The sequence below is a fragment of the Pseudomonas sp. Marseille-Q5117 genome, from assembly GCF_946901175.1.
Lineage (GTDB): Bacteria > Pseudomonadota > Gammaproteobacteria > Pseudomonadales > Pseudomonadaceae > Aquipseudomonas > Aquipseudomonas iranensis.
The window spans coordinates 378,774-400,268 of sequence record NZ_CAMPPP010000002.1 but is presented as its reverse complement, the minus strand read 5'-3'; the positions used below and the strand labels follow the sequence as shown (position 1 = coordinate 400,268).

General features: G+C 61.4%; 18 protein-coding genes and 1 pseudogene. 5 read left to right on the top strand and 14 right to left on the bottom strand.

Annotated features, from left to right (window positions below; translation table 11 throughout):
- Positions 1 to 4: 4 nt before the first annotated feature.
- A complete protein-coding gene (locus OC605_RS04975; protein WP_016772950.1) occupies positions 5 to 520 on the top strand; it encodes a single-stranded DNA-binding protein in 516 nt (171 codons plus the stop codon).
- Between the two features lie 209 nt (positions 521 to 729).
- Here OC605_RS04975 and OC605_RS04970 read toward each other — a convergent pair whose 3' ends face one another.
- The 9 genes and pseudogenes from OC605_RS04970 to OC605_RS04930 all read right to left on the bottom strand — a co-directional run bounded on the left by OC605_RS04970 (position 730) and on the right by OC605_RS04930 (position 7,217).
- A complete protein-coding gene (locus OC605_RS04970; RefSeq protein ID WP_241196157.1) occupies positions 730 to 1,566 on the bottom strand; it encodes an IS3 family transposase in 837 nt (278 codons plus the stop codon).
- Positions 1,563 to 1,868, bottom strand: a complete 306-nt coding sequence (locus OC605_RS04965; protein WP_225927690.1) for a transposase — start codon at positions 1,866 to 1,868, stop codon at positions 1,563 to 1,565. The genes OC605_RS04970 and OC605_RS04965 overlap by 4 nt, the downstream gene beginning before the upstream one ends.
- 92 nt (positions 1,869 to 1,960) lie before the next feature.
- Positions 1,961 to 3,118 (bottom strand): glutathionylspermidine synthase family protein, encoded by a 1,158-nt coding sequence (locus OC605_RS04960; RefSeq protein ID WP_262136433.1) that lies wholly within the window; start codon positions 3,116 to 3,118, stop codon positions 1,961 to 1,963.
- A 1-nt stretch (position 3,119) separates the two neighbouring features.
- Positions 3,120 to 3,815 carry a DUF1190 domain-containing protein gene (locus OC605_RS04955; RefSeq protein ID WP_186568809.1) on the bottom strand — a complete coding sequence of 232 codons (696 nt, stop codon included), beginning with the start codon at positions 3,813 to 3,815 and terminating at the stop codon, positions 3,120 to 3,122.
- An 18-nt stretch (positions 3,816 to 3,833) separates the two neighbouring features.
- Entirely contained in the window at positions 3,834 to 4,259 is a 426-nt protein-coding gene (locus tag OC605_RS04950) for a DUF350 domain-containing protein (protein ID WP_016772952.1), read from the bottom strand.
- Positions 4,260 to 4,274: 15 nt separating this feature from the next.
- A complete protein-coding gene (locus OC605_RS04945; protein ID WP_110646975.1) occupies positions 4,275 to 4,925 on the bottom strand; it encodes a DUF2491 family protein in 651 nt (216 codons plus the stop codon).
- A gap of 210 nt (positions 4,926 to 5,135) precedes the next feature.
- Entirely contained in the window at positions 5,136 to 5,834 is a 699-nt protein-coding gene (locus tag OC605_RS04940) for a PspA/IM30 family protein (RefSeq protein ID WP_016772954.1), read from the bottom strand.
- 17 nt (positions 5,835 to 5,851) lie between these two features.
- Positions 5,852 to 6,433: a YjfI family protein gene (locus OC605_RS04935; protein WP_223631314.1), complete on the bottom strand. Its 582-nt coding sequence runs from the start codon at positions 6,431 to 6,433 to the stop codon at positions 5,852 to 5,854.
- A 230-nt stretch (positions 6,434 to 6,663) separates the two neighbouring features.
- A pseudogene (locus OC605_RS04930) lies at positions 6,664 to 7,217 on the bottom strand (cysteine hydrolase family protein).
- A gap of 101 nt (positions 7,218 to 7,318) precedes the next feature.
- On the opposite strand from OC605_RS04930, the gene OC605_RS04925 reads away from it, so the two are divergent.
- The 3 genes from OC605_RS04925 (at position 7,319) to OC605_RS04915 (ending at position 10,457) form a co-directional block, all read left to right on the top strand.
- The gene (locus OC605_RS04925) at positions 7,319 to 8,320 is read left to right on the top strand and encodes a GlxA family transcriptional regulator (RefSeq protein ID WP_262136432.1); all 1,002 of its coding nucleotides are present in this window, start codon (positions 7,319 to 7,321) and stop codon (positions 8,318 to 8,320) included.
- A 279-nt stretch (positions 8,321 to 8,599) separates the two neighbouring features.
- Entirely contained in the window at positions 8,600 to 9,709 is a 1,110-nt protein-coding gene (locus tag OC605_RS04920; protein WP_186568813.1) for a DUF3182 family protein, read from the top strand.
- A complete protein-coding gene (locus OC605_RS04915; RefSeq protein ID WP_016772959.1) occupies positions 9,699 to 10,457 on the top strand; it encodes an alpha/beta hydrolase family protein in 759 nt (252 codons plus the stop codon). Before OC605_RS04920 ends, OC605_RS04915 begins: the two co-directional genes overlap by 11 nt.
- Positions 10,458 to 10,552: 95 nt before the next feature.
- Here the strand turns inward: OC605_RS04915 and OC605_RS04910 are convergent, their stop codons facing one another.
- From OC605_RS04910 to OC605_RS04895, 4 genes are read right to left on the bottom strand one after another with little or no spacing between them, the layout of a single operon-like run.
- Positions 10,553 to 11,539 (bottom strand): lysylphosphatidylglycerol synthase domain-containing protein, encoded by a 987-nt coding sequence (locus OC605_RS04910; RefSeq protein ID WP_024014510.1) that lies wholly within the window; start codon positions 11,537 to 11,539, stop codon positions 10,553 to 10,555.
- Positions 11,536 to 12,810 carry a cardiolipin synthase ClsB gene (gene clsB / locus OC605_RS04905; RefSeq protein WP_016772961.1) on the bottom strand — a complete coding sequence of 425 codons (1,275 nt, stop codon included), beginning with the start codon at positions 12,808 to 12,810 and terminating at the stop codon, positions 11,536 to 11,538. Before clsB ends, OC605_RS04910 begins: the two co-directional genes overlap by 4 nt.
- Positions 12,807 to 13,604: an endonuclease/exonuclease/phosphatase family protein gene (locus OC605_RS04900; RefSeq protein WP_056790768.1), complete on the bottom strand. Its 798-nt coding sequence runs from the start codon at positions 13,602 to 13,604 to the stop codon at positions 12,807 to 12,809. Before OC605_RS04900 ends, clsB begins: the two co-directional genes overlap by 4 nt.
- Complete coding sequence (locus OC605_RS04895; protein WP_212617250.1) at positions 13,601 to 14,527, bottom strand: DUF72 domain-containing protein; 927 nt, start codon at positions 14,525 to 14,527, stop codon at positions 13,601 to 13,603. Before OC605_RS04895 ends, OC605_RS04900 begins: the two co-directional genes overlap by 4 nt.
- A gap of 387 nt (positions 14,528 to 14,914) precedes the next feature.
- Here OC605_RS04895 and OC605_RS04890 point away from each other — a divergent pair, with 387 nt between their 5' ends.
- Entirely contained in the window at positions 14,915 to 17,017 is a 2,103-nt protein-coding gene (locus tag OC605_RS04890; RefSeq protein WP_262136431.1) for a mechanosensitive ion channel family protein, read from the top strand.
- A 115-nt stretch (positions 17,018 to 17,132) separates the two neighbouring features.
- On the opposite strand, the gene OC605_RS04885 is transcribed toward OC605_RS04890, so the two are convergent.
- Positions 17,133 to 21,419: a DEAD/DEAH box helicase gene (locus OC605_RS04885; RefSeq protein ID WP_262136430.1), complete on the bottom strand. Its 4,287-nt coding sequence runs from the start codon at positions 21,417 to 21,419 to the stop codon at positions 17,133 to 17,135.
- Between the last annotated feature and the right edge of the window lie 76 nt (positions 21,420 to 21,495).

The following is a 21,495-nucleotide window of genomic DNA, read 5'->3' as shown; positions in this document are numbered from 1 at the left end:
CGTTATGGCCCGTGGGGTTAACAAAGTCATATTGGTCGGCACTTGCGGCCAGGATCCCGAAGTTCGCTACCTGCCTAACGGTAACGCCGTGACCAACCTGAGTCTGGCCACCAGCGAACAATGGACCGACAAGCAGACCGGTCAGAAGGTCGAGAAGACCGAGTGGCACCGTGTGTCGATGTTCGGCAAGGTGGCCGAGATTGCCGGTGAATACCTGCGCAAGGGTTCGCAGGTCTACATCGAAGGCAAGCTGCAGACCCGCGAGTGGGAAAAGGACGGCATCAAGCGTTACACCACTGAAATCGTGGTCGACATGCAAGGCACCATGCAACTGCTCGGCGGCCGTCCACAACAGGGCGACCAGCAAGGCGGCAACAACTACCAGCAGCAGGCGCCACGTCAGCAGGCTCCACGCCCGCAGCAGTCGGCTCCCCAGCAGCGTTCGGCTCCGGCACCTCAGCAGGCCGCACCGCAACCGGCTCCGGATTTCGACAGCTTCGATGACGATATTCCGTTCTGATTTGCCGCTGTAACCGTCTTAAATGAAAAAGGCCCGTCGCTTAAACGACGGGCCTTTTTTGTTCAGGAAATTCCTGGCTACTCGCAATCTCCTGTGGGAGCGAGCCTGCTCGCGAAGGCGTCAGATCAGTCGGCGCACCACTAACTGACAGGACGCTTTCGCGAGCAGGGTGAACTGGTCAAGTAATCCCAGACACCGGTTACGGTGTTTTAGGCAGCTTTCTGCTCCATCGCTATTGGCGACAGATAACTGTTGTAGCTGTGGAGCCGGGTGCGGTTGTAATACACGAAGAAACGCACCATGTCGGTTTCTGCTTCATCGATCAGGCTGTAGCCGCTGCGAGGCACCCATTCTGATTTCAAGGTTCCAAAAAAACGCTCTGTCGGAGCGTTATCCCAGCACTGGCCACGATGACTCATGCTTTGCAAGATGCCATGGCTCATTAGTTCCTGTTGAAACTTGCGACTGGTGTATTGGCAACCCTGATCCGAGTGAAACATCAGTCCCGGCGGGCATGTTCGTATCTGTGTCGCCATGCGTAACGCCTTGCTGACCAAGTTAGCGTCATTGACCAGCGAGAACGCCCAACCAATGACCCGGCGAGCAAACAAGTCGATCACAATGGCTAGATGAACCCAGCGCTTGCCCACCATCAGACTGGTAACGTCTCCACACCAGACCTGATTAACCGCCGTTGGCTTGAAATTTCGCTTGAGTAGATTGGGTGCGACAAATGCTTCAACCCCCCTGGATCTAAAGGGATGCGGTTGGCGCTGTTTGCTGACAATGTTTGCCTCTCTCATTAGCGCTCTGACAAGACTCCTTCCCGCCGCTATGTTTTGGGCCTGCAGACCTTTGCTGATCATTCTGGAGCCCATGGCACCCCGGCTTTCGCTGTGCAGTTCAACCACTTTCAGCTTGAGTTCTTCGCGTTTTATCTGTGGCTTGGCTAGCCGCTGAAGCCACTCGTAAAAGCTGCTGCGCTTCACATCGAAAACACGACACAGAGTGGCAGTCGGAAAAGACTCTCTTAGCTCCGCGATCATCGAAAACGATCGGGATCCGACATCAAGAGAGCAGTAGCCTTTTTTAAGATATCGGCTTCCATCTCCATGCGTTTGATCTTGGCTTTCAGCTCCTGAATCTCGCGCTTGTCTTCGGTAATCGCTTTAGTGCCATTGACCGGCTGTCCTTCGCGCTCTTTGCGAACTTGGTCCACCCACCGCCTTAAGGCAGTAGGGCCTATATCCAGCGATGCGCAAACGTCTGGAACCGGGCAGTTGTCGTCAAGCACCATGCTGGCAGCACGTAGCTTGAATTCGCGGGTATAAATCTTTCTTTCGTTCATGAAACCTCCAGATTGGCGAAATCATATCGCCCTTAAGAGGTGTCCGGAATTATTAGGCCAGTTCAGGGTCGCTCCCACAAGGTAACTTCGTCTTAATCCAGAATCAGATGCGGCAGGAAGCGGCTGGAGTCCCTGGTGATCAGACTGTTGTCCTCGCGCACACCAATCCCTGCCGCCTCATCACCAATCACCCACGAGCCAATCAGCGTGTAGCTGTCGCCAAACTTCGGCAGCGGTGCGAACTCCTGCAGGATGAATGGCGCGTCGGTGTAGGGCCCGTCCTCTTTGATGATCAGACCTTCCGCTGTTTGCAGTTCGATGTTGGCACCTTCGCGGGAAAAGTACGGCTTGCGCACCCAGCCCTTCGGCACCGCACTCTGCGGATTCGGATCAAGGTGCGCAGCGAGCAGATTCGGATGTCCCTTGTGCGCTTCCCACAGCAGCGGCAGCGCACCCTTGTTGGACAGGATCGCCTTCCACGCCGGCTCGAAAAACTGCGTATCGCATTCGGCGATCGCCGCGCCGAACGGTTCGTGGAAGATGAATTCCCAGGCGTGCAGCTTGAACAGATGCGGGATCCAGCGATCCTGCAGATCGACGAAACGGCCCTCAGCCGTCAGGCCGATGTCTTCGATATCGATGTGGCGTGATTCGATGCCGACCTTTTCCGCGATCAGCCGCAGATAGTCGGTGGTGCCTTTGTCCTCGACCGAGTCCTTCATCGAGGCAAAGTAGAACGGCCGCTTCAACTGCAATTCGGCGAAGGCCTGATGCAGCTTGGTGTCGATGCTGTTGAACTGGTCAGCATGCGGCGGCAGCGTGCCACGCTCGATGCATTGTTCCAGCCAGCCCCATTGAAACGCCGCCGCCTCATAAAGGCTGGTCGGCGTGTCGTAGTTGAGTTCCAGCAGTTTCGCCGGCCCGTTGCCGCTGTAGGAAAAGTCCATGCGACCGTACAGATGCGGATGACCCTCGCGCCAGGAGGTGCGGATCATGTCGTAGTACGCCGCCGGGATGCTGAGGCGATCGAGCAACTCCTCGCTGTTGACGACGCGATCAACCAGATCCATGCACATCTCGTGCAGTTCGGTGGTCGGATCTTCGAGATCGTTTTCGATCTGCGCCAGGCTGAACTGGTAGTAGGCGCTTTCGTCCCAGTACGGTTCGTCGTCGATGGTGTGGAACAGGAAACCGAGGCTTTCGGCGGTGTGTTTCCAGTCGGGGCGCTCGGTGCAGTGGATCTTTTTCATGTCAGCTGCTCGAGCGTCCGGAACTGCTGCCCCAGCCACCCCAACCGCTGCGGGCGCTGGACTGGCTGCCGAAGCCGCCGCGCGAAGTCGACGACGCAACGTTCACCGGTTTGCTCTTGCTGCTCTCGTAATCCGACTGGCTGCGCGAGGTTGTGTCAGCTCGGCGGTACTGCGTTGAGGTGTTGTACGGCTGGCGCGTTTCGCGATCACGGTAAACGGTGCGTTCGGCGTTGTTGCTCATTGCGTTGCCGATCAGCCAGCCGGTCAGCCAGCCATTGCCGCCGCCACCTGAGCCACCGGAATAGTGCGAGCCGCCGTGGCTTGCGCTGCTGCTGGTGTCGCCCGCCGGCATTTGCGAATTGGCGATGGCATCGAGATCCTGCGGCGTCTCGGCATTGCCCGGCACTTTGAAGCCGCCGAGTTTCGGCACGAAACGACCATCGGAATTTTTCTGACACCAGCCAGCGGCAAAGTCTGCGTCGCACTTGGCCTTGTCGGTGTAGGCCGGGGCGATACGCCGGTGCTCGTTCAGGGCGGCGACGTAGGCGCTGGAGCAGAGATCGGCGGCCACTTCGGCGTCGACACACTGTTCAACGCTCTGGAAATTGCGCGGCTGATCCAGCGCCGCTGCTTCACCGGAAATCGCCATCGCCACCGATGCGGCGAGGGACAATTGCACGTATTTGCTGCGTTTCATCGAGAGGCTTCCTGCCGGTCAGTGGGACGGGGTCATGCACGCGGCATTGAGCATGCCGACGCTGATCGCCACGGCGGCGACATAAATGCCGGCGGCGACTTCGCCGTTGGCGATGCGCTGGGACGTGCCCTTGAGCACCAGCCCGGTCGCAACGAACGCCAACAGCTGCACGACGGCGGCGATGACCGCCCAGAGGACAAAGTCGAGCACGTTGACCGAGTAGGCGATCACGTTGCTCGCCGGAATCGCGAAACCGATGATCGCCCCGGACAGGGCAATGGCGGCGGCAGTGTTGCCGGCGCGGATCAGCTCGAATTCCTTGTGCGCGGTGATCCGCGTGTAGACGAATTGAAACAGCATGAACAGCAACACGGCGCCGATCAGGTAGACGACAAAACCGACCAGCGCGGTTTTGTTCAGGGAAACGGCCAAGACTTCCAGCATGAAAAACTTCCTTTTTTAAATGGCGCTCAAATCAGTCGTGTACAGCGAGATGCCCAGCGAGGTGCTCAGGCTGACGGTGCCTTCTTCGTCCTGTTCGACGGAGAACAGCAGCAGTTCGCGGCGATCGGTCAGGCCGGTGTCGCGGGCATACAGCATGGCGTGGTGCTTGATGGTGTAGGACTCGTCCGGGTTGACCACGTGTTCGGTCATTGGCACCAGTTCGGTCTGATGCAGTTCGGTGCCCCATTCGCGGGTGTATTCAACACCGTCGTGGTTGTACGTCGGCAGACCGATCAGGCTGTTGGGGCCGGCCAGACGCTGCAGTTCGGCGTCACTGTTGACCGTTACGTAGCTGAGGTAATTGAACAGCGTGACCGACTCGACCTGATCATCGCCGGTGACGTGGATCTGCACCCAGAAATCCTCGTCGTTCATGTAGTAGCGGTGCAGCTTGTTGGACTGGCCGAGATCGACCCAACCGGCGCTCCACACCGCTTGATCGAATGGCACCCGCACCGACGTCGAGCCTTCCAGCAGCAATGCCAGGGTCGTGTCGAAGCGCACGCCTTTGCCTTGTGCCATGCCCAGTGGACCGCTGGCGCCGGTGCTCGTTGGCGCAGCGGTCTGCCAATTGCTGGTGCCGAGCAAGTCTTTAAACCATCCCATGGGTACGTTCCTTGAAGCGGGTGGAGGTGTTCGGGGGTGAAAAAGTGGCGGTAGTGTAACGGGCGAAGCGGTGAACGAGCAGAGGCAATTACGCCGCAAAACCATGTGGGAGCGAGCCTGCTCGCGAATGGGTTGTGTCAGTCACTCGATTATTTGACTGTCACGACGCTTTCGCGAGCAGGCTCGCTCCCACAGGTTACCCTTCAGTGATTACTGCGCGGACTTCTGCTTCAGCCGCTCAAGGATCGCATTGGCGCTGCCTTCGTTCGGCGTGATGCCGGCGTCGCGCAGTTTGCGTTCCAAGTCGTTGCCGGTAGAGGCGTCGGCCAGTTCGTCTGCGGCGTTCAGTTCGGCAGCGCGTTGCTGCTGCTTGGCTTGCAGGCGGTTCAGGGTGCCGACTGCGGTTTCCAGTTTGCCGTTGGCGCCGCCGCTGGCAATCGAGGCGCTGACCTGGGCTTTCTGCACGCTGTCGCGGGCCTTGGCCATGTCCACTTGCTGGCGCAGGCTCTTGATCCGCGATTCGGCTTTGCTGATGTCCTTGCGCATGTTGTCGGCGTAGGCGCCGAATTCATCGCTGAGTTTCTTCTCGGCAGCGAGGTCGTTGGTCAGGGTCGAAATCGCTTCGGCCACTTCCAGCGCCAGGTCTTCACGGCCGGCATTCAACGCGGCTACAGCCTTGGCTTCGAGGTCCTTGATCTTGGCGTCGTATTCGCTGACGCGGTCGGCGGCCAGTTTGTGCTTGGCCATGATCGTCACCAGTTCGCGGCGGGCATTGGACAGCGCGGTGTCGGCGTCGCGGATTTCCTGATCGAGGATGCGCAGGGCCTGCTGGTCGGCGATGGCTTCGCCGACTTCATTGGCGCCGCCGCGCAGTGCGGTGAACAACTTGCTCCAGATGGACTGAGTCATTGGATATTCCCTGTTGATTACTTGAAGAAGTGTTCGAAGGCTTCGCTGGCGCGCTGCACGTTGTCGACCAGGGTTTTCACCTCGGTGACCACGTTGGTCAGGCTCGAATCAGCACTGAGGGCGCCGAACATGTTGTAGACGGTCTGCCCGTTCGGCATCGACTCGATCCCGATCGACGACAGCGGGAACATCTCGCGGCTGCGCAGCACGGCATCGTTGAACGCCTGGACGTTGCTGATCGAATCGATGTCCACCAGCACGGTGTCGACGATGATCTGCTGACCGGCCAGGGCGATGTGAATCGGCAGGCCGCCGAATTCGTTCATTTCCAGCTTGATGCTCGGCTCGGAGCTCTGGATCAGGGACAGCGAAATCTCTTGGGAAGCCACCTCTTCCAGCGCCTTGAGGGCATTGAAGAGGCTGTCGATGGTCCAGTTGTTGCCTGCGCTCATGTATTTCTCCGACATGAAAGAGCCAGCCAGAATCGGTTGGCGTAGCTGTTGCTCCATTTGCTTGAGCAAGCTTCGGTTTTCCGGAAGCACCCAAGTTTCGTGTTTCACATAACCGGCGGCGGCCAGGCCTGCGCGCATCTGCTTCATGTAGAAGCTCGATGGTTTTTTCGCCGACGTCTTGCCACGCTCGCCCTTGGGGCTGGCTGCGGCAGTCGTCCGAGTGCGGCTTGTCATGGCTGGAATCCGGTTATGAGCGTCTCACGCGTGGGCCACACTACAACCAATGCAAAGTGCCATCAATGACTCACGCGTGAGATTTTCGTGACAGACGCAAAAAGGCCCGCAACGTGGCGGGCCAGGGGATTGCGCAGTTGTTGCTAGGCGTTGCTGCTCAGGAATTCGTCAGTGGATACCACGCTGGCATAGGCGAAACCCAGCGCCGCCATGAAGGCTGCGTGCACATGGGCGGCCGGCACCGTCAGGCCGTTGAATTCCAGGTCACGGCTGGCGCAGGCATCGTGAATCACGGTCACGCTGTAACCCATGTCCGCCGCCGCGCGGTGATGCCATCGACGCACATATGGCTCATGCTGCCGACCACCACAAGGTCGGGGATGCCGTGTTCGTCGAGCACCGCTTTCAGCTCAGTCTCACGGAACGAGTTGACGAAGTGCTTGAGCACCACCGGCTCGTCGGCGCGGTTGAGCACTTTCGGATGCAGTTTCGCGCCCTCGGAGCCGGGAGTGAAAAACGGCGCGTCTTCGGAGGTGAATTCATGCCGAATGTGCACCACCGGATCGCCCGTTTCGCGAAAGGCTGCGATCAGCCGTGCGGCGTTGTCGGCAGCGGCGTCGGCGCCGACCAGCGGCCACTTGCCTTGGGGGAAGTAGTCGTTCTGGATATCGACTACGATGAGCGCTTGCTTGGCCATGGGATTGTCCTCGAGACGGTGATTGGGTGTGGCCTCAGTATTGACGCTGGCCGAGGATTCTAGGATTGGCCGCACCGACAATAGACGGGGGAAAACTGACAATGGCTGCACAAAGAGCCGCCACTGCTGAACTGGGCGTGCTGATTTACCCCGGCGCGCAACTCGCGGCGGTGCACGGTCTGACCGACCTGTTCGCCGTGGCCAACCGCATCGCCGCCGAGTATCAGGCTGTGCAATTGCCCGTGCTGCGGGTCAGTCACTGGCAGGTCGAGGGCGAGCAGTTGCCGACGCGGGTTTACGACAGTCATCCCGGTGCCGAAGACGCCTTGCTCGCCGTGCTGATTCCGCCGTCCCTCGGCGGGTTCGATGCGGCGCAGATGACCGCGAGTCTTGCGCAATGGCTGCGCGATCAGCATGCGCGCGGCGCAACCCTTGGTGGTGTTTGTGTGGGCTCGTTGATGCTCGCCGAAAGCGGCTTGCTCGACGGTCGCAGCGCCACCACCCACTGGACCTCGGCCCAGGCGTTTGCCGAGCGTTACCCGAAGATCAAACTCAAGGCCGACACGCCGATTGTCGACGACGGTGACCTGATCACCACGGCCGGGCTGATGGCCTGGTCGGAACTGGGACTGCGCCTGGTCGATCGCTTGCTCGGCCCGAGCATCGCCACCGCGACCGCGCGTTTTCTGGTGATGGAACACAGCGACAGCGCCAGTGAATGCGGGAGCAATTTCGCGCCGATCCTCAGCCATGGCGACGCGGCGATTCTCAAGGTCCAGCACTGGCTGCAAAGCACCGGGGCGACGGATGTTTCGCTGAACGCGATGGCCGAGCGCGCGGGCCTGGAAGAACGCACTTTCCTGCGCCGATTCCGCGCCGCGACAGGCTTGAAACCGACCGAATATTGCCAGCACCTGCGGGTTGGTAAAGCGCGAGAAATGCTCGAGTTCACCAATGGCACGATCGACCACATTGCCTGGACGGTGGGCTATCAGGATCCGGGCGCGTTTCGTGCGATTTTCAAGAAGATTACCGGGCTGGGGCCGAGTGAGTACCGGGGGCGGTTTGGTCTGAACCCCGCTCCCAGAACGACGATGAACTAATGTGGGAGCGAGCCTGCTCGCGAAGGCGCTGGATCTACAGAATTGTAGTCGGCTGACACTACGCTTTCGCGAGCAGGCTCGCTCCCACAATGATCGCGGCGAGGATGAGAGATCGTGCAATTTGCCGGAGTTTTGCGCGCTGTCGTGCAGTTTGAAACAGGCGTGATGCCAGCACAGTCACGGCAAACTCCCGATTATCGGGCGGTTCGGAGGGATCGTTGATTGGCCTGATCTCTGCAATTTCCTTTGAGAACCCATCGACTGATAAAAGGGGAACGCATGACCCCGACACCCAGCAACAAAATCGTCGTGGCCCATTCGGTGCGTGCCGAGGCGCCGCAACATGAAGTCGAGACCAACAAGGCTCTGGCGCGCTGGTTGGCGCAGATTCTCGGTTGCAAATTCGGCGGCAGTTACGACCCGGCCAAACATTCGGGCCGCGACCTCTATCTGCTGCCAACACAAACCATCGTCGGCGCCGCCCACGCGCAAGCACTTGGCATCAACGGCCCCGATGACTTGTGGGGCGGTTACGTCGAATACGATTTCATCTGCACCAAAGCCATCAGCCACGGTTTGCGCAGTCATCTGGCGCAGGCGCCGCAGGGCTGGTCGCCGCTGTTTTCGGAACGGGTGCGCAACGTTGTGCTCGACGGTCTCAGCGTATTTGCCCTGGAAGATGCACGGCCCGCCGCCGAACATCTGCTGTACGCCGGGCCGATTCGCTTGAAGCCGGTTCACGCTTGCGCCGGTCGCGGTCAGGAAGTGATCAAGAGCCTCGACGCGTTCGATGAGATCCTCGCGCGGCCCGAGGCGCAAAATCTGTTCAAGGACGGCGTAGTGCTGGAGCAGGACTTGAGCAACGTCGTCACCCACAGCGTCGGCCAGTCGTTCATCGGCGGCAAAGTGTTGAGCTACTGTGGTGATCAATACTTGACCGAGGACGGCCAGGGCGAAGAGGTCTACGGCGGTTCGAATCTGCTGGTGGTGCAAGGGGGCTATGACCAATTGCTCGCGCTGGATCTGCCTGATGATGTGCGTCTGGCCATCGAGCAGGCGCAGGTCTTCGACAGTGCCGCCAACGAAGCTTACCCGCGCTTCTTCGCCTCGCGGCGCAATTACGATATCGCCCAGGGCCTCGACGCTAGCGGCAACCCGCGCAGCGGCGTGCTCGAACAATCCTGGCGCATGGGCGGTGCCAGCAGCGCCGAAGTGGCGGCGCTGCAAAGCTTCGTCAACGATCCACAGATGCGCGCGATTCGCGTGTCGTCGGTGGAGACCTATACCGATCAGGCGCTGCCGGCGGACGCCATCGAGGTCTATCGCGGTCCGGCTGAAAACAGCGCGTTTCTTCTCAAATATGTGACGGTCCAATCCTATGACGGCTAGAAGCGAAAGCATTCAAATCGACATTGATGACGAACAGATGAGCGGGACTTTTCTCAGTCCCAAATCGAAAGTCCCGGGGGTGTTGTTTGTGCACGGTTGGGGCGGCAGTCAGGAACGTGATCTGGAACGGGCCAAAGGCATCGCCGGCCTGGGTTGCGTATGCCTGACTTTCGACCTGCGCGGGCATACCGGCGGCACCGGAATCCCGCTGACCCGCGTGACCCGTGAAGACAATCTGCGAGATTTGCTGGCGGCCTACGATCGCTTGCTGGCGCACCCGGCCCTCGACACTTCGGCGATCGCCGTGGTCGGCACCAGTTATGGCGGCTATCTGGCCTCGATCCTGACGTCACTGCGCCCGGTGCGCTGGCTGGCGCTGCGCGTACCGGCGCTGTACCGCGACGAGCAATGGCACACGCCCAAACGCGATCTGGACAAGGCCGACCTGCGCGATTATCGCGGCACGCTGGTGCGCGCCGACAGCAATCGCGCCCTGCATGCCTGCTCGCAATTCACGGGCGATGTGCTATTGGTGGAGTCGGAAACCGACGATTTCGTGCCCCACGCGACGATCATGAGTTACCGCGCCGCGTGTCAGCAGACCCACTCGTTGACCCACCGGATCATCGATGGCGCGGATCACGCGTTGAGTGACCCGGTGTCGCAGCAGGCCTACACCTCGATTCTGGTGGACTGGATTACCGAGATGGTGGTGGGGGAGCGGTTGAGCATTATCCAATCCAGATGATCTGTCGCGTGTACCGCCCCTTCGCGAGCAGGCTCGCTCCCACAGTTTGTGGAAGCGAGCCTGCTCGCGAAAGGGCCATCAGCAGCAATGCATGGTCAGGAAGGTTTCTTCTCGATGCGCAACGCCTTGGCCTTGGCTTCCACCACCAGATACATCACCACCGTAATCAACAGCGGCAGCAGAAAATAAATCGCCCGATACGCCAGCAATCCCGCGACCAGACTGCCGCGCGATGCCTCATGCTGCAGCAACGCCACAAACACAGCTTCCAGCACCCCCAGCCCCGCCGGAATATGCGTGATGACCCCGGCAATCGCGCTGATCAACAGCACGCCGAGCACCAGCGGATAATCCAGTTTGCTTGGCAGCAGAGTGAAGATCACCGCCGCCATCAGCGACCAGTTCAGCGCGCCCAAAAGCAATTGCAGCACCGCCATGCGCAGCGACGGCAGGTTGATTTCCACGCCGCGAATCGACCACTCGCGGCGCTTGGAAAACTGACACGCCGCCAGATAGCCGGCGCTGACCAGCAGCAATAACACACCGACCAGTTGCAAGGCCGAACTGCTGAGCTTCCAGCCCGGCGGCATCGTCACCAGACCGCTGCTGAACACTACGCCGGCGATGGTCATGTAGCCGAACCAGTTGGTCGCCAGGCTCAGGCCAAGAATCTTGGCGATGTTGCCTTTGCTTACGCCCAGCCGCGAATACAGGCGATAGCGCATGGCGATGCCGCCGACCCAGGCGCTGAGATTGAGGTTGAAGGCGTAGCTGATGATGCCCACCGGCAGGATCTGCTTCCAGGTCAGGTCCTGACGAATGTAGGTGCGGCCGATCAGGTCGAAACTGGCGTACACCAGAAAACTCAGCAGGGTCAGGCTGGCGGCGATGATCAGCGTGCGCACCTTGAAATCGGCGAGGGTTTCCAGCACCTCGGCCCATTCGATGCGCGTGGCGAACATCGTCAACAGGACGATCAGCGCGAGGAAAAACAGGATGGTCAGCGGACGTTTCCAGCGGCTCCATTTCGACGGCGCCGCCTGTGCCGAATGGCTATCGGAGTGCACTTCGGAATGACTCATGGACGCGCACCTCGGAAAGGCTTCAGACGCGGTTTATGCGCCGGCAGCCAACCGGCCATGGCCGGAAAGTGCCGCAGGAAGTGGAACACCAGAAAGCCCACGGTCATGTGCCAGATGCGCCCACGCGGCAAGAGTTTGGCGTCCATGGCTTTGCAGTGGTTCTGGCTGAGGTCTTCGAGGCGTTCGTACAGGTGCTGATTGAACGCGCGATCGCGGATCAGCACGTTGGCTTCCAGATTCAGCGACAGGCTCAGCGGGTCGAGATTGCTCGAGCCCACGGTGCTCCAGTCATCGTCGACCAGCGCGACCTTGCCGTGCAGCGGGCGCTGGCAGTATTCGTGAATCTGCACGCCGGCACGCAGCAGATAATCGTATGTCATGCGCGCCGCCAGTTTCGCCACGAGCATGTCCGGCTGGCCTTGCAGGATCAGCCGCACCTCGACGCCACGGCGGGCGGCGTTGCGGATTTCGCGCAGCAAACGGTAGCCGGGAAAGAAGTAGGCGTTGGCGATGATCACCCGGCGCTTGGCCTTGCGCAGCACCTGCAGATAGACGTCTTCGATATCGGTGTTGTGTTGATCGTTATCGCGGAACACCAGGCGCACCTGGCCGTCGTGATCGGTGAAGGCCATTTCCTCCAGACGCTGGCGCCGGCGCTGCCACCAGAACCGCGCGCGTCCGGGACGACCGCTTTGCAGCAGGGCGAAGTGATGGATATCGGCGACCACCGGGCCTTGGATCTCAACCGAGTAATCCTGCTTGGCTTCAGGGCCGAAATCGGCCAGGTGATCGCCGGAAAAATTGATCCCGCCAATGAACGCGATCAAGCCGTCGACCACCACGATCTTGCGGTGCAAGCGGCGGAACCAGTTGGTGCGGATGCCCAAGTGCTTTGGCGCCGGATCGAAGATCTGCAAATGCACGCCGGCATCGCTCAAGGCCGACAGATAGCCGGTGCTCAGCTCGCCACAGCCGAAGCCGTCGAGGCTGACCGTGGTGCGCACGCCGCGCTGGGCGGCTTCGATGAGGATTTGCTGCAACTCGGCGCCGACCTTGTCTTCGAAGACGATGAAGGTCTCCAGCAGGATCTCGCTCTTGGCTGCGCGCATCGCTTCGAATACCCGAGGGAAATATTCCTCGCCGTTCTCCAGCAGCTCTACGCGGTTATTGCTGTGCCATTGATACTCGACGTCAACGTGGCCGGGTTCGCGCACCGGCGGGTTTAGCGGAACCGGGTCGACGGCGGATTTTTCCAGTGGCGCACTGTTCATAGTTCAATCTCCACCGATAACGGTGCGTGGTCGGAAAGGTGGGACCAGGGCCGGTTCGTCAATACTTTTGGCCGGCTGGCCTTGAGGTTGCGTACGTAGATGCGGTCGAGTCGTAGCGCTGGCAGCCGCGCGGGAAAGCTGCGCGCCGGCTTGCCGTACTGCTCGGCGAACACTTCGCGCAGGCCACAGGGCTTGAGCTGCGCATCGGCGCGCTGGCGCCAGTCGTTGAAATCGCCAGCGACGATCACTGGGGCATCGGCGGGCAATTCGGCGAGACGTTGCATCAGCAGATCCAGTTGCGCATTGCGGTGGCTCTCGCGCAGGCCCAGATGCACGCAGATCGCGTGCACTTCGGTGCCGTCGCCAGGCAGGCGCAGCACGCAATGCAACAGGCCGCGGTTCTCATGGCCGCTGATCGACACGTCGAGGTTGTCGTGGCGGATGATCTGGAATTTCGACAGCAGCGCATTGCCGTGATCGCCCGCCGGGTACACGGCGTTGCGCCCGTAGGCGAATTGCGGCCAGAGGCTGTCGGCGAGAAATTCGTACTGCGGCATCGTCGGCCAGTTGTCGTAGCGTTTCGGATGCTGCTCGTGAGTACCGTGGACTTCCTGCAGAAACACCACGTCGGCAGCCACACTGCGCACCGCTTCACGCAGCTCCGGCAGAATGAAACGCCGGTTCAGTGCAGTGAAACCCTTATGGGTGTTGACCGTCAGTACGGTGAAAGTGCGCACCGAGGGCGCAACCACGGAGCCTTCGTCGGTAAAACCGACCGGTTCGGGAATGCTCATGACAGAACTCCTTCTGCGGCAACTTGCCCGGGAGTCGTGGCGAGGTCTTTATCGAGGTCGAAGCGCTGCAAGAGGTTGCGTGCGTCGTAGGGCGCGCGGACTTTGATGTCGTTGTCGAAGTAGCAGAACACTTCGCGGGATTTGCGCGCGCGGGGTTTCAGGCGTGGCGCTATCAGGTGGGCGTCCTCTGGCTGTTTACCGTGATGCCAGGCGTCGATGCGCTCGGCCCAGCGCTTGAGCGCTTGTTCGGAATAACCGCTGGCGTAGAGCTCTTCGGCGCCATGCAAACGCAGGTAGACAAAGTCGCTGGTGAGGTCTTCGCGGTACGGCCATTTGCCGGCGGTGTCGGCGACCACCAGAGCCACGTTATGGCGCTTGAGCAGGCGTACGAACTCCGGGTCGATGAAACTTTCATGGCGGATTTCCACGGCATGGCGCAGTGGCTTCTTGCGCCAGGCTTTGACGCTGGCGTGGCCGGGCAGATGCGAATCGTGCTGGCGGGCGAGGGCGGCTGCGGCTTGGGTGTCGTGGGGCAGCTGCGCGAGAAACTGGTCGAAACGCTCGGCGTCGAATTTGAAGTTTGGCGGAAACTGCCAGAGGATCGGCCCGAGTTTTTCCTTCAGCTCCAGCACGCCCGAGGCAAAGAAATTCGCCAGCGGTTTTTCGATTTCGCGCAAACGGCGCACGTGGGTGATGAAGCGCGGTGCCTTGACGCTGAACACGAAGTCATCAGGGGTTTCGGCGTACCACTGGGCGTAACGTTCGGGGCGTTGCAGGGCGTAGAACGATCCATTGATTTCGATGCTGTTGACCGCGCGGGAGGCGAACTGCAATTCGCGCTTCTGCGCCAGTCCCTTCGGGTAGAAATCCCCGCGCCACGGGGCGTAGCGCCAGCCTGAAATACCGATGTGAATCGTCGCCATCCCATCCTCCCGTAGAAAGTCCTCGTGTTGCCGATGTTCTGTGATGACTGCGGCGGGGGCGGGAAAGTTTCGGTGGTGTTACGGACGGTCGCGGGTGAAGCGAAGATCAAGAGCTTACCCCCTCACCCCAACCCTCTCCCCCAAGGGGGCGAGGGGGAAGGGAGCAGATCTTCATGCCTCCTGAAATCGCGTACGACTGTGAAGGGAGCAGATCTGCATGGTCTTCAGGACTTGAGTTCGACTCAAGGCGTGCAGTTGGTGATTTTGGTCATGCAACTCGGTCGGCTCCCTCTCCTGGGGGAGAGGGCTGGGGTGAGGGGGCTCTTGAACTTGCCGCGCAATTACCGATCAGTTCCTTACCAGGGTCAGCCACGGGAGATCGGAGCTTTGCGCAATTTCAGGATCGCCATTCTGCTGGGAGCGCTGCTGTGCTTCGGCGTCAACGCATCGCAAGCCGTCGCGCTACCGGGCGTTCCGGCGGCCGCCGACACGGCGGAAAAACCCGCCGAACCGGAACCGCTCGTGCAGGGCGGTCTGCTCGGGGCGATCAGTACGAGCATCGACGACGTGCAGGAAAAACTCGATCTCAACGAACACCTGGTCGATGCCTGGCGGCTGCGCGCCGACCGCGCGGCGGATGAGGTCGATCGGCTGGTCAAGCAACCGTCGAACCGCTCGGGCTGGAGCGTGGCCGGGGATTTCCTCACGTTGTCGGGAGTTTGGCTGGGCAGTTTCGCCCTGCTCACCGTGCTCGGCAGTCTGTTGGCCAAGCGTCTGCGTGAGGGACGCTGGTTGCGCACCCGCCAGCGCAGTCAGGATCTGCTCGGTTACGTGCTGCCTTACACCGTGCCGGCGCTGATCTGCCTGCCGCTGACACTGTATGTCAGCCATTTTCTGCAAGCTTCGGTGGGCCGTGCGCTGGCGCTGTGTCTGGCCTACGCCACCAGCAGCGGTATCTTCTCCACATCGATGTTGTTGTGCGTGGTGGTGATGTTCAACGTCGGCCACAAGCGCGCCGCCGCGCGAATCATCCGTGAATACTGCCCGCGCCCGCTGTTCCTGATCGGCTTTCTCGCCGCCCTCAGCGATGCCCTGACCAGCCCGCAGATCGCCCGACAATTGGGCGGCAATATCACCAGCAGCATCGCCGTGTTCACCGGGCTGATCGCCTCGGTCATCTTCGGTTTGCTGGTGATTCGCCTGCGCCGCCCGGTGGCGCATCTGATCCGCAATCGCCCGCTCGCTCAGCGTTTGAAACAACCGTCGCTGCAGGAGTCGCTGCGGATATTTTCCGGGTTGTGGTACTGGCCGATCGTGCTGATGGTGCTGGTCTCGGCAGTCAGCCTGATCGGCATTGGCGAGGACAATCAGAAAGCCCTGCGCTGCGCCTTGTTCACTACCGTGCTGCTGATCGCCACGGTGTTTCTCAGCACGGTGTTGCAGCACCTGTTCAAGTCGCGCAAGGCCGAGGCGATCCAGCGCAGCAGTGCCTACAAGGAGCGTTTTCTCAGCCTGTTGCATGCGTTGCTGCGCATCGTCATGGCGATTGTGTTCATCGATATTCTCGGGCGGATCTGGGGCGTATCGCTGCTCGATTTCGCGCAGAGCAGCACGGTCGGCCGGGCGATCAGCAATGCCTTGAGCAGCATTGGTCTGATCTTCCTGGTGACGTGGCTGCTGTGGGTGGTGCTCGACACGGCGATTCAGGAAGCGCTGAAACCGCCGATGAGCAAACGCGCGGCACGCCAGCCGAGCACGCGGGTGAAAACCATCCTGCCGCTGCTGCGCAATGCGATCAAAATCATCCTCGTGGTGATCTGCGCGATTACCACCATGGCCAATCTCGGCATCAACGTCGCGCCGCTACTGGCCGGTGCGGGCGTGGTCGGTCTGGCGATCGGTTTCGGTTCGCAGCAACTGGTGCAGGACGTCATCACCGGGTTGTTCATCATCATCGAAGACACCCTGTCGATCGGCGACTGGGTGGTGCTTGATTCCGGCCACGCCGGCACCGTGGAAGGCCTGACCATTCGCACCTTGCGCCTGCGTGACGGCAAAGGCTTTGTGCACTCGGTGCCGTTCGGCCAGATCAAGGCTGTGACCAACCAGTCACGCCAGTTCGCCTTCGCATTTTTCTCGGTGCAGTTCACCTACGACACCGACGTCGACAAGGCCATCGAGCTGATCCGCGAGGCCGGCGATTCGATCCGCGAAGACCCGTTCCTCAAGTACAACCTGCAAGGGCCGCTGGATGTGTTCGGGGTGGACAAGATGGACTTGAACGGCGTGGTGTTGACGGCGCAATTCCGCACGGTGTCCGGTGGACAATATGCGGTGAGCCGCGCGTTCAACCAGCGCTTGAAGAAGCTTGTGGATACCACCCCGAACGTGCATTTTGCGCAGACTTATCCACAGCAGGTGCTGTTGCCGAAGCGGCAGGAGGAGGGGGCGGTGGTTGCGGGTGAAGTGCCGCAGGAGTCGCGGACCTGAAGCATGATTTTGGGGTGCAGGGCCGGCCATTCGCGAGCAGGCTCGCTCCCACAGGGGAAACGGGATTGGACTGTGGGAGCGAGCCTGCTCGCGAAAGACGCCGGTGCGAACACTCTCAATGCCGGATCAGCTTGGCATGCAGTTGTCCCATGGCTATCGGATCCAGCTCTACCCAAACCTGCTGCTTGCCGGCAATCACTGCCGCCACCGGCACCCCATCGCGATACACCAGCCGATTGCTCACCAGCGCCGGCACTTTCACCCCGGGCAACAAGGTCCCGGCCAGATTCAGCGGATCAACCCCACACACCGCCACCAGGCTGCCGTCCTGCGGGCGTCGGCGTACTTCGCGCAGCAAGGGAATGGCTTCAGGCAAGGCAAACTGCTCGCCAGCCAGACCACTGACAACCCGCCCGCCGCGAATCTCGCCCCGCGCCTCCAGACGATGAAAGGTGCGCAGCAATTCCCGCCAGCTCGGCAACCAGTCCGCTTCGCGTTCGAGCAGACGCCAGAACACCACGCCGTAGCGGCGCAGCAGGGTCATGGCGACATGTTCGAGCGTCTCGGCGGCATCGGCTGACGAACCTCGGCGCAGCAATGCCCAGCGCCCGGCATCGTCCATGCCGCCGATGAATGCGCCGCGTCCGCGTCGACTGCTGCGCTGCTGGCGCTTGCTTGCCGGCGTGATCAGCGCGCGCAGACCGGCGAAGCTGTCGGCGTTCACCAAACCTGCGGCGACCAGTTCCTGCAAGGCGATTTCCAGTTCGCTGCGCAGCAGGCGCGCTTCATGAATCAACTCATCGAAAAACAGCGCGCCATGCTGACTCAGCGCCTCGAAGACTTTCTGTGTTTTCGGCGATAACTCACTCACTGGTGTCTGTTCTGCCAATGCACTCCACAGACCCACCTGGCTGCGCGGCAGAAGCACAATCGGCGTACTGCGCAATGCCGAGCCGCTGACCTTCTGCCGCGCATTGATGCGCGTCCACACCAGTTTGCCGTTGCGGCACAGTTCATCCAGCCAGCTCGGCGAATAGTCCTTGAGGCGCGCCGGCAGGATGTCGCTGTCCCACGCCGAAGCTGCCGCCGGGTAGCCTTCGAATTGGCCGACAATCGCCGGCAGCACCGCACTGCCCTGACCTTGGGTGGCCGGCGTCAGATGCTGCCAGTCGAACAGAAAACGCATGAAGTCCTGCAATGCCACCGGTTCGATTTCCCGGCGCAGGCGCTTGACCGTGTAGCGATGGATGCGCGCCAGCAGATGGCGTTCGCACCATTCTTCAATCGCGCTGATCGGCGTGAACTGGCCGCGCAACACATAGCCTTCGCGTTCCAGTTGCGCGAGGGCCTGATTGACTTGCGCGGCTGGCAGCGCGAGCGGTTCGGCGATGGCGGGCAACGGGATCGGCCCAAAGGCGCCGAGGCGGGCGCGGATCACTTCGACCAACGCCTCATCGAATGCCCACGTGTCGTCGAAGCCGGGCAGCACCACCGCCTCAGTCAGCAACGTCGCCTGTGGATAAAGAGCTTGTAGGCAACTCAAGCGTTCGCGGGCCAGCCATAACTGATGCTCGGCGTCGATCTGCAACAGGCAGGCGCGGCCACTGGCCATCAGCATTTGCAGCCAGTCCGGCCAACCCGCGTTGGCGCGCGCTTCGGTGTCGCTTATGCAGGCGAGGCTCATCAGCGCTTCGTGCATTTCATCCATGGAATTGGGCGACGGCCAGGCTTCTTCGCGCACTGCGGTGATCGCATCGGCGTCCAGCGCGCCGAGATCATCGGTCGACTGCGGATCGCTCCAGCGTCGATTGATCACCGCTTGCGTGCGGCGTTCCTCCAGCGGCGCGTCGTCGAGAAACGTGTAGGGTCGGGCGCTGAGAATTTCTGCCGCCAGCGGCGACGGCGCAGGTAAATCCCGGGCAATCAGGCGCACCTCGCCACGCTCCATGCGCCGCAGCAGGGTCAGCCAGCCTTCGCTGTCCATCGCTTCGTGCAGGCAATCGTCGAGGGTCTGTTCCACCAACGGATGCTCGGGGACTTCACGCTCGCCGGCGAGGTTTTCCAGGCAGGCGATCTGGTCGGGGAAGACGCTGGCGATGAGGTCTTCGCTTTTCACCCGTTGCAGTTGCGGAGCGACTTTGCGCCCGCCGGTGAAGCGCGGCAACGCCAGTGCCACTCCGGCATTCCAGCGCCAGCGCACGCCGAACAACGGCGCATCAAGCACCGCTTGAATGAGCGTGTGTTCAGCGCTGTTGCTGTGCAGGTAACGCCAGACTTCGTCGAGCTCGAAGCTGTGGCTGGTGGACAGCGACAGCACGATCGCGTCTTCGCTGGCGGCGGCCTGCAACTCGAAGTTGAAGGTGCGGCAGAAACGCTTGCGCAAGGCGAGGCCCCAGGCGCGGTTGATGCGGCTGCCGAACGGCGTGTGAATGATCAGTTGGGTGCCGCCGGACTCGTCGAAAAACCGCTCCATCAACAGCGTGTCCTGCGAGGGCAGGGCGCCGAGGGTCTGCCGTGCGCGAGCGAGGTATTCGACCAGTTGCTCGGCGCTGGCGAGGTTGAGGCCGAGTGTTGCGGTCAGCCAGTCGAGTGCCGGTTGCAGATTGCCGGGACTGGCGCTGAGCAGCTCATCCAGTTGCGCTTGCAGGCGCGCGACGGCAGCCGACAGTTCATCACTGCGCCCCGGCGCTTCGCCGAGCCAGAACGGAATGGTCGGCGGCATCCCCTGCGCATCCTCGACCCGCACCTTGCCACTTTCCACCCGCAAGATGCGGTACGAGGTATTGCCGAGCTGGAACACGTCGCCGGCGATACTTTCCACGGCGAAGTCTTCGTTGACGCTGCCGATGTTCAAACCCTGGGGTTCGAGCAGCACGCTGTAGTCGGCGTTGTCCGGGATGGTGCCGCCACTGGTCACGGCGGTCAGTTGCGCGCCGCGCCGGCCACGCAAGGTGCGACTGACGGCATCGCGGTGCAGATAGGCGCCGCGGATGCCTTGGCGGCCGTTGTAACCCTCGGCGAGCATGCTCAGCAGGGCCTGATAGTGTTTTTCATCGAGATCGCGATACGGCCAGGCTCGGCGGAACATCGCCAGCAACGCGTCCTCCGACCATTCCTGGCAACTGACCTCGGCAATGATCTGCTGCGCCAGCACGTCCAGCGGTTTTTCCGGAATGTGCAGCGTATCGAGCTCGCCCCGACGCACGCAGTCGAGCAGGGCGGCGCACTCGATCAGGTCGTCGCGGGTGGTGGCGAACAAACGCCCCTTGGGCGTGCCGCCGACCTGGTGTCCGGAACGGCCAACCCTTTGCAGAAACGCGGCGATCGAACGCGGTGAACTGATCTGGCAGACCAGGTCGACTTCACCGATATCGATGCCCAGTTCCAGTGATGCCGTGGCGATCAGCACCTGCAGCTCGCCGCGCTTGAGCCGTTGTTCGGCGTCGAGGCGAAACTCCTTGGCCAGGCTGCCGTGGTGCGCCGCCACCGCCTGCTTGCCGAGGCGTTCGCTCAGATGCCGGCTGAGGCGCTCGGCAAGGCGTCGGGTGTTGACGAAAATCAGTGTGGTGCGGTGCTCGCGGGCGAGTTCGGCGAGGCGCTCGTACACCAGTTCCCAGACATCGTTGGCCATCACTGCCGACAGCGGCACCGGCGGCACTTCGATGCCGAGGTCTCGTGGACGGGCGTGGCCTATGTCGACGATTTCGCAGGGGCGATCGTGACCGACCAGGAATTGCGCCACGGCTTCTACCGGTTTCTGCGTCGCGGACAGGCCGATGCGGGTCAGCGGTTCGGCGCACAACGCTTGCAGTCGTTCAAGGCTCAAGGACAGATGACTGCCGCGCTTGCCGGCGGCCATGGCGTGGATTTCGTCAATGATCACCGTGCGCGTGGTGCCGAGCATCCTGCGCCCGGATTCTGAGCCAAGCAGCACGTACAGCGATTCCGGGGTGGTCACGAGAATGTGCGGCGCGGTCTTGCGCATGGCGGCGCGGTCTTTCTGCGGCGTGTCGCCAGTGCGTACGGCGGTGGTGATGGTCAGCTCCGGCAGGCCCATTTGGCGCAATTGCGCAGTGATGCCAGCGAGCGGGTTCTGCAGATTGATCTGAATGTCGTTGGACAGTGCCTTCAGCGGTGAGACATAGACCACCAGGGTTTCGGCGGGCAGACCATCGGGCTGTTCCAGACCTCGATGGACAAGCTCATCAAGCACGGCGAGGAACGCGGTCAGGGTTTTGCCCGAGCCAGTGGGCGCGGCGATCAGCGTCGACCGGCGCTGGCGGATCAACGGCCACGCACGGGCCTGAGCGGCGGTGACCGCCGGGAAAGTCTTGTTGAACCAGGCGCTGACGGCGGGGTGAAAGCCGGCCAGCGCACTGTTGGCGGGGAGGGGCAGATTCATGACTGAAGTTATGCGGGCGGGGGCGGGAAGATGCAAGTACCGTTCGGACGCCTTCGCGAGCAGGCTCGCTCCCACC